Annotated in this window: 6 protein-coding genes and 1 pseudogene; 4 read left to right on the top strand and 3 right to left on the bottom strand. The window is 61.3% G+C overall.

Features of this window, described 5'->3' with window-relative positions:
• The 3 genes from ACIREA_RS22665 to ACIREA_RS22655 all read left to right on the top strand — a co-directional run.
• The coding region (locus tag ACIREA_RS22665; protein ID WP_397384626.1) for a sialidase family protein at window positions 1-960 on the top strand (960 nt) is incomplete at its 5' end.
• Entirely contained in the window at window positions 957-2,348 is a 1,392-nt protein-coding gene (locus tag ACIREA_RS22660) for a sulfatase (RefSeq protein ID WP_397384625.1), read from the top strand. The genes ACIREA_RS22665 and ACIREA_RS22660, both read left to right, overlap by 4 nt.
• Window positions 2,349-2,373: 25 nt before the next feature.
• Window positions 2,374-3,012 (top strand): TVP38/TMEM64 family protein, encoded by a 639-nt coding sequence (locus ACIREA_RS22655; protein WP_397384624.1) that lies wholly within the window; start codon window positions 2,374-2,376, stop codon window positions 3,010-3,012.
• On the opposite strand, the gene ACIREA_RS22650 is transcribed toward ACIREA_RS22655, so the two are convergent.
• The 3 genes from ACIREA_RS22650 to ACIREA_RS22640 form a co-directional block, all read right to left on the bottom strand.
• Window positions 3,009-5,522 (bottom strand): glycosyltransferase, encoded by a 2,514-nt coding sequence (locus ACIREA_RS22650; RefSeq protein WP_397384623.1) that lies wholly within the window; start codon window positions 5,520-5,522, stop codon window positions 3,009-3,011. The two genes, ACIREA_RS22655 and ACIREA_RS22650, sit on opposite strands and share 4 nt — an antisense overlap.
• Window positions 5,523-5,591: 69 nt before the next feature.
• A complete protein-coding gene (locus ACIREA_RS22645; protein ID WP_397384622.1) occupies window positions 5,592-5,933 on the bottom strand; it encodes a hypothetical protein in 342 nt (113 codons plus the stop codon).
• Window positions 5,934-5,940: 7 nt separating this feature from the next.
• Entirely contained in the window at window positions 5,941-6,540 is a 600-nt protein-coding gene (locus ACIREA_RS22640) for a helix-turn-helix domain-containing protein (protein WP_397384621.1), read from the bottom strand.
• 148 nt (window positions 6,541-6,688) lie between these two features.
• On the opposite strand from ACIREA_RS22640, the pseudogene ACIREA_RS22635 reads away from it, so the two are divergent.
• Window positions 6,689-7,108: pseudogene (locus ACIREA_RS22635) on the top strand (sterol desaturase family protein); the annotation flags it as partial.

Genomic DNA, 7,108 nt, shown 5'->3' with positions numbered 1-7,108 from the left:
CTCACTTTGCTGCCTGATGGCACGATCATCGCCATTCTTTTCAATCAGCCGGGACACGGCACCATGCAGGGGGATGTGGACTGCTACGCCAGCAGCGACGGTGTGAAATGGGAGAAGCGCAGCACCGTCACGCAGCATGAACCGGACACGATCCGCATGAACCACGCGGCGGGTCTCGCAAAGAACGGCGATCTCCTCGTGCTCTGCTCCGGATGGACCAATGTGAAGCAGCCGCAGCGGCCCAAGCAGGCTGATTTCCGCGATGCCGTGCTGCGCAGCTGGGTGCTGCGCTCGAAGGACGCAGGCCGCAGCTGGAGCAAAAGCGATGTTTTTCCCGCGACTGAATCTGACGAATGGACCGAGCACATTCCCTTTGGCGACATCTGGACGGCGCAGGACGGCACGCTGCGCACGTCATGCTATCAGGGCCAGATGACCGATCCGACGAAATCGAGCAAGACGAAGGGCTGGCGCTCCTGGTTTTTCCGCAGCGATGACGATGGCGTCACGTGGAAGCCGCAGTCCATCATCGGTGCCACCCACAATGAGACGGACATTTTTCCGCTCGGCGGCAAGAGCTGGCTGGCCGCAGCACGCACCACGCAGATGGAGCTGTTTCGCAGCGATGACGATGGCGCGACCTGGGGCGCACCTCTCAAGGTGACCGCACGCAATGAGATCAACGGCCACCTCACCCGTCTGGCAGACAAGCGTCTGCTACTGAGCTATGGCGTGCGCATTGCCGGGCAGCACGGAGTCTGCGCAAAGTTCAGCAGCGACGATGGCAAGACATGGAGTGCGCCCATTCGTCTTGCACGCAGTGAGGTAGGCGACTGCGGCTATCCTTCCAGCGTTCAGCTCGCGAATGGCAAGATCGTCACCGCCTACTACTCCAAAGCCGCGCCCGAGTGTGATCATTACCACATGGGCGTGGCGGCTTGGGATGCACCAGCCCTATGAAAACACTCTGCCTCCTCCTGTTGTTCTCTGTAAGCGCCTTGGCGGCGAAGCCGAACATCATCGTCATTTTTGTCGATAACTTCGGAAACGGGGACCTCGGCTGCTTTGGTTCAAAACTGCATCGTACGCCGAATGTGGACCGCCTGGCTGCGGAGGGAACGAAGTTTACCAGCTTCTATGTAGCGAGCGGTGTCTGCACGCCGAGTCGTGCAGCATTGATGACGGGCTGTTATCCGCGCCGGGTGGGCATGCATGTGAGCGATACGGGTGGCGCAGTGCTTCAGCCGATGGCGCGCAAGGGGCTCAATCCCGCCGAGGTCACCATGGCTGAGGTTTTGAAAAGCGCGGGTTATGCGACAATGTGCATCGGCAAATGGCATCTCGGGGATCAGCAGGCGTTTCTGCCGACGAAGCAGGGTTTTGATGATTTCTTCGGCATTCCCTACAGCGATGACATGGTGAAGGACAAAAAGCCGGATGTGTGGCCGGAGCTGCCGCTGATGCGTGGAGAGAAAGTGATCGAGGCGCCTGCGGACCGTGATCATCTGGTGAAGCGCTGCACGGAAGAGGCGGTGCGCTTCATTGAGAAGCATGCAGGAAAGCCGTTTTTTCTCTATCTGCCGCACACGATGCCGGGATCGACTGCGCATCCGTTTTCGAGCGAGAACTTTCGCGGCAAGAGTGCGAACGGGGAGTACGGCGACTCGGTGGAGGAGCTTGACTGGAGCACCGGGGAGATCATGGCGGCCTTGCAGCGGCTGAAAATCGCGGACAACACGCTCGTCGTGTGGACCTCCGACAACGGTGCGGTGAAACGCAATCCGCCGCAGGGCAGCAATGCGCCGTATCGCGGCTCGGGTTATGACACGTCTGAAGGGGCGATGCGCATGCCCTGCGTGATGCGCTGGCCGGGAAAGATCGCCGCTGGAGCGGTGAATGACGCGCTGTGTTCGACGATGGACCTGCTGCCGACCTTTGCCAGCCTCGCGGGTGCCAAACCGCCACCGCACAAGATCGACGGGCATGACATCACTTCGATGCTCTTTGACGCCAGCAAAACTGCCTCGCCATGGGATGAGGATGGTTTCTTCTATTATCGCATGGATCAGTTACAGGCGGTACGCGCAGGAGACTGGAAACTCTACCTGCCGCTGACCGGCAAGTTTAATACTCTGAGCAGCAGGCAGGAGCCTTTCAGCCTGGAACTGTTCGATGTCCGCCATGATGTGAGTGAAGAACGCGAAGTGTCTGCCCAGCATCCGGAGGTGGTGCAGCGCCTCATGCGGCTGGCTGACAAAGCCCGCGCTGAGCTGGGCGATTTCAAACGTGCGGGCTCCGGCCAGCGGGAGGCAGGCATGGTGGAGAATGCGGTGCCGCTCTTGCCCTGAGCCCGATTGCCTGCTGTGTTGCTGCATGACCCGTGGCAGCCGTTCGCTCCTTCTTCTGACTCTCGTGATCCTCGCGGGGATCATCGTGCCGTTTGTGATCTGGGGAGCGCAGTTTGATCAAACTCTGAGCCTCGCAGGCGCGCGCCAGTGGATGGAAAGCTACGGCGCATGGGCGTGGGCGGCGGGGATCGTGCTGCTGGTGGCCGACATCGTGCTGCCTGTGCCTTCGACGGTGGTCATGTCGGCGCTGGGGTGGATGTATGGCTGGTGGCTGGGCGGCCTGATTTGTGCGGCCGGGTCGATGCTTTCCGGCGTCATTGCCTACGCTGCCTGCCGCTGGCTGGGGCGTGGTGCGGCGCGCAGGATTGCGGGCGAAGAGGGGCTGCGCAGAGGCGAAGAGGTGTTCGAGAAACGTGGCGGCTGGCTGGTGGCGCTCTCGCGCTGGATGCCGGTGCTGCCAGAGGCGGTGGCCTGCCTCGCAGGGCTTTCCCGCATGCGCTGGCGCGTTTTTTTGCCGGCGCTGGCGTGTGGCTCGGTGCCCACGGGCTTTGTGTTCGCTGCGATCGGCCACCTCGGGCAGAGCGAGCCCGGCTGGGCTTTTGCTTTGAGTGCCCTTGTTCCTGTCGTGCTATGGCTGGGCGCTGCGCGGGTGCTGAAGCGCTAACGCATTTCGATCAATCCGGCACTGGCAGCCGCTGACCGCGCGAGCCTGCGCATTTCACGGCGGATGAACCACACGCCGAGCGGGAGCAGCAGGATGATGGCGACAATAGCCACCAGCCCTAGCACAAGAAGCATGTGCAAACCTGCCGCCATCAAAATCGCGGTGACGATGAGCCACAGCAGCATGTTCCACCCGAAGCTGCGGCGGATGCGCAGGAGCAACTTCACACGCGTGAGGCAGCGTCCGTTGGAATGGAACTCTGTGACACTCAAAAAGGCGCGAGAAACCTCCGACCAAGGCCAGGCCTCGATGTCAAACCAGCGCCAGCCGTCATCTTCACGAAAGATGATGTGCGCAGCTCTGAGTGCCTTGCGCAGTTCTTGGAGCCAAGCGTCTCGGGTGGTGCCGGTTTCACTCCAGAAGCACAGTGTTCCCAAGCTGAGGGTGATTTTGTGCGGTCGTGTGGGCGGAACGATGTCTGGCAGCAGCGGATGACGGCTGGGCCGTGCGCCTAGTGCCAGCATGCCACGCAGCCGTGCCCACTCGCGCACCACGGGCTGCAGGAAGCTCAGCCACCAGAGCAGCAGGCGATCCAGCGGGCCATGGATGCTGGCCGCTGCAGCATTACGGGCGCTGACCTGCCAGGCAGACCAGCAGGCAAAGCCCAGCAACCCCAGCGCCAGCCATGGCTGCTGACATACCAGCGCCAGCAGCAGCAGTGCAAGCCATAGCAGGCCGGTGAACCATTCCCACCAGCGGAAGCTGGAGGATGAGTAGATCACTTGGAAGGCACCGAGTCCCATGGGACCGTGGAAGATGCTTCCTTCGACAGGATAGTCCGCCGGATGCTGGTCCCCATAAATGCCGCCACGCCAGCGCGCGCCACCGAGGTAACCGAAGCGTTCAGGATGTGTCTTCATCAGGAGCGCCTCCGCGCAGCCATAGCCAAACTGCTGCGTCAAGTAGGCCCGTATGGTGAAGCGCCGATGATGCCAGACCATCGCCCCGGGCACGAAAAGGAGCCGTCTGCCGGTTTCACGCAGCCGCCAGCAGATGTCCACATCATCACCCGCTGTTTTGAATTCAGCCCGAAAGCCGCCGATGAGTTCGAGCGCGTCCTTCCGAATGGCCAGATTGCAGCCCGGCAGGTGCTCGGCTTCGGTGTCATTGAGCAGCACGTGTGCTGGTGCCCCGGGGGCTGCAGCTACAATGTGCTCGATGCGATTGCGTGGTGGAGGCGGGATGTTGGGACCTCCGGCAGCGGCGACGGTTTCATCTGCCAAGGCATGGCTCAGGTGGAGGAGCCAGTCGGGGTGTGCGATGCAGTCATCATCGGTGTAGGCGATGATGGCGCCGGTGGCGAGCCGGGCGCCGAGATTGCGGGCCACACTGAGTCCGGCGTGCTCCTGAAACTGGTAGCGCACCTGTGGGTGCGCTTTCGCGATTTCGGCGATGTGCTGGCGGGAACCGTCGTCGATGAGCAGAATTTCAAAGTCGGGATAGCGCAGCGCCACCAAGGAATCCAGGCATTGGCTCAGCGTGGCGGCACCATTGTGAGTGCAGACCACGACGGAGATGCGTGGCGCTGTGGCAGGCGGCAGCCAGACGGGTGCCAGCTCGCGCTGCAGGGCACAGGCAGGGCGTTCCTTTCTCTCACGATCCACCAGGCCAAACTGCCAGTCGGTGATTTCCCTGCCGCCCCGGAACCATTCGTCCGTGTAGGCAAACCAGACCCCGCCCGCACAGCCGCCGCTCAGAAGGCAGTCATGCTGCCAGCGCATCACCTCCGCCTGTCGCTCAGGTCCGTGCGTGGCGACATCCAGCCCAAATTCCGTGATGAGCAGCGGCTGGTTGCCTGCGAGATTCTGCCATTGAGCGAGGCATGCGCTGAATGCCGCAGCGGATTCCAGATACACATTCACCGCGATGAAGTCGGCATTGCGCGGCACGAGATAGCCGGTGGAGGGATACGTGGCGTAGCTGATGAGCGTCTGCGGCGCATGGCGGCGGGCGATTTCGATGAGTTTTTCGATAAAAGCGCGCACGCGCCGGGGCTTCATCCAGCGCACCAGCGTTTTCTCGATCTCATTGCCGACGAGGAATGCGGTGATGCAGGAGTGATCACCCAGCCTGGCGCATGTGGCGGCGACCTGGGTTTCGATCTCACGGCAAAGAGTGCGGCTGGCGAGGAAATCCACATGCTCACTCCAAGGGATGCCAACGATCAGGCGCAGGCCGAGGGCTTCGACTTCGCGCAGCACGGCTGCCGTTGGGGGCTCGTACAGCCGCGCGGTATTGAAACCCAGCGCCGCGATGTGGCGCAGGTCGGCAGCGAGCTGGGAGTCTTCAGGGAAGGGCTCACCCCGCGAGTTCGGTTTGAACGGGCCGTAGGTGACGCCCCGCATGAAATGGGCTGTGCCATCGGCCAGTTGGAGGAACTTTCCTGCCGCCACCACGCGCTGCCCGTGGCTCACGGGCGCAAGGGGGGCAGAAGGAGTGTCGGAAGTCATGCAGGCGTCAGGTTCACATTCGGCGGGTCCGAAGGGTGAAACAAGTACGTGCCGAAGACCAGTCAGACTTCAGATCTCGGAAGCTTTGTCACCGGGCGTTTGAACTGCCATGAGGTCTTCCGGCACGGCAGGGTCCTTGATCTCCATTTCCACCCAGCCGTCGCCTTCACGTTCGAGACGACGGGCATTGATGAACATCACGATGCAGAAACCGACAAATGCCGTGCTGGTCTCCAGCACAAAAGGAGTGGAGAAGAAGGTGAAGAAATAGGCCAGCCCCTGGGCCACGATCTCACGTGCGGTTTCATTCACATAAGCCGCAATGGCCACGCCAATGATGATGGCAGCAGACCAGAGCAGCGATTCGAGCCACCACAGGGATTTTGGGGGAATGGTTTCAGGCGCAGGCATTCGCAGATCAGTTTACAGGGGTAGCTTTATGGGCGGTGCCCGGAAAATCCAGCTGTTTCGTTTTTGCATTCGTCGCACCTCCCGTGCCTGGGGCGGCCACCAAAGAGGCGGGGGAGGAGGTGTCGTCGTCATCGACTGGCAGCGCCTTCAGCGCGGCAGGTTCCACCTGGCTGCGCATGTCAGCCACATGCTTTCCCCACATGGCGGTGCCGGCGAGAACGAAGATAAAGACCGCGAGGGCCGCCGGCAGCGGGGACTTGATGGAGCGCACCCGGCCATCTGCAGGCGTGGTGACGCGCTCATTGCGCGAGGCAGGCTCCCGCAGCCATGGCCCCTGGGATTGTGTCAGATAACGGTAATCCCGCTCTCCGCCCAGGGCACCTTCGGGCAGTTCCTCCAGCATGGAGGATGCGTCCACTTCAAGGAAATCGCTGTACTGACGCATGAACGAACGTGCATACGTCAGGCTGCCAAATGCCGCAATGTTGCCGGACTCCAGATAGCGCAGGCGCTGCGCCGGAATGCGTGTCTCATGCGCAGCGTCCTCAATGGACAAGCCGCGTTTTTCACGCGCAGCGATGAGCATTCGGCCGAAGGTAGCAGTCATGGGTTGATTGGAATACGTCAATTGTGACATCACCGGACGTGGATGCGATGAATTTTTTCATGCTCCTCCTGACACAAAAGGCAGAAAAACTGCGGGGGATTATTCCCGGTGGTCTTGTAATCAAAGCAAGGAATACTAAAATCGTGCCATGAAAGCTCTCCACGAGACCCGTCTGAAGATTCGCCGTGAACTGGAGGCACCGCCTGCTTTGAGAAAGTTCGGCAGCGGGTGGATCAGCGGCGTTCTGGGCATGATGTTTGGTCTGGCGGCGCTCGGCAGCGTGGTGATGATGCGTTTTCCGGGGGTGTTCACCATGAAGGAGAACGCGGTATTGATCGGGCATCCGGCCTTCCGCACGGGCATGTTTGTCCTGATGGTGCTGGCGTTTGTATTTTCACTGCTCAGCCTCCTGCTGCGTCCGGGCAAGGCTCTCGGCATCACGGGCATGGTGGCGACGCTGCTGGCAGTGACGTTTGGCGGCACTTCAGCATCTGCGGTGGTCTCCGATCTGACGCCGGTGTATTTCGGCCTCGATTTCTTCATCCTGCGGCTGCTTTTCACCGGCTTT

This window comes from Prosthecobacter sp., from assembly GCF_044373815.1.
Taxonomy (GTDB): Bacteria; Verrucomicrobiota; Verrucomicrobiia; order Verrucomicrobiales; family Verrucomicrobiaceae; genus Prosthecobacter.
Note: the sequence above shows the minus strand (reverse complement) of the source record. Positions and strands in the feature narration are given on the sequence as shown.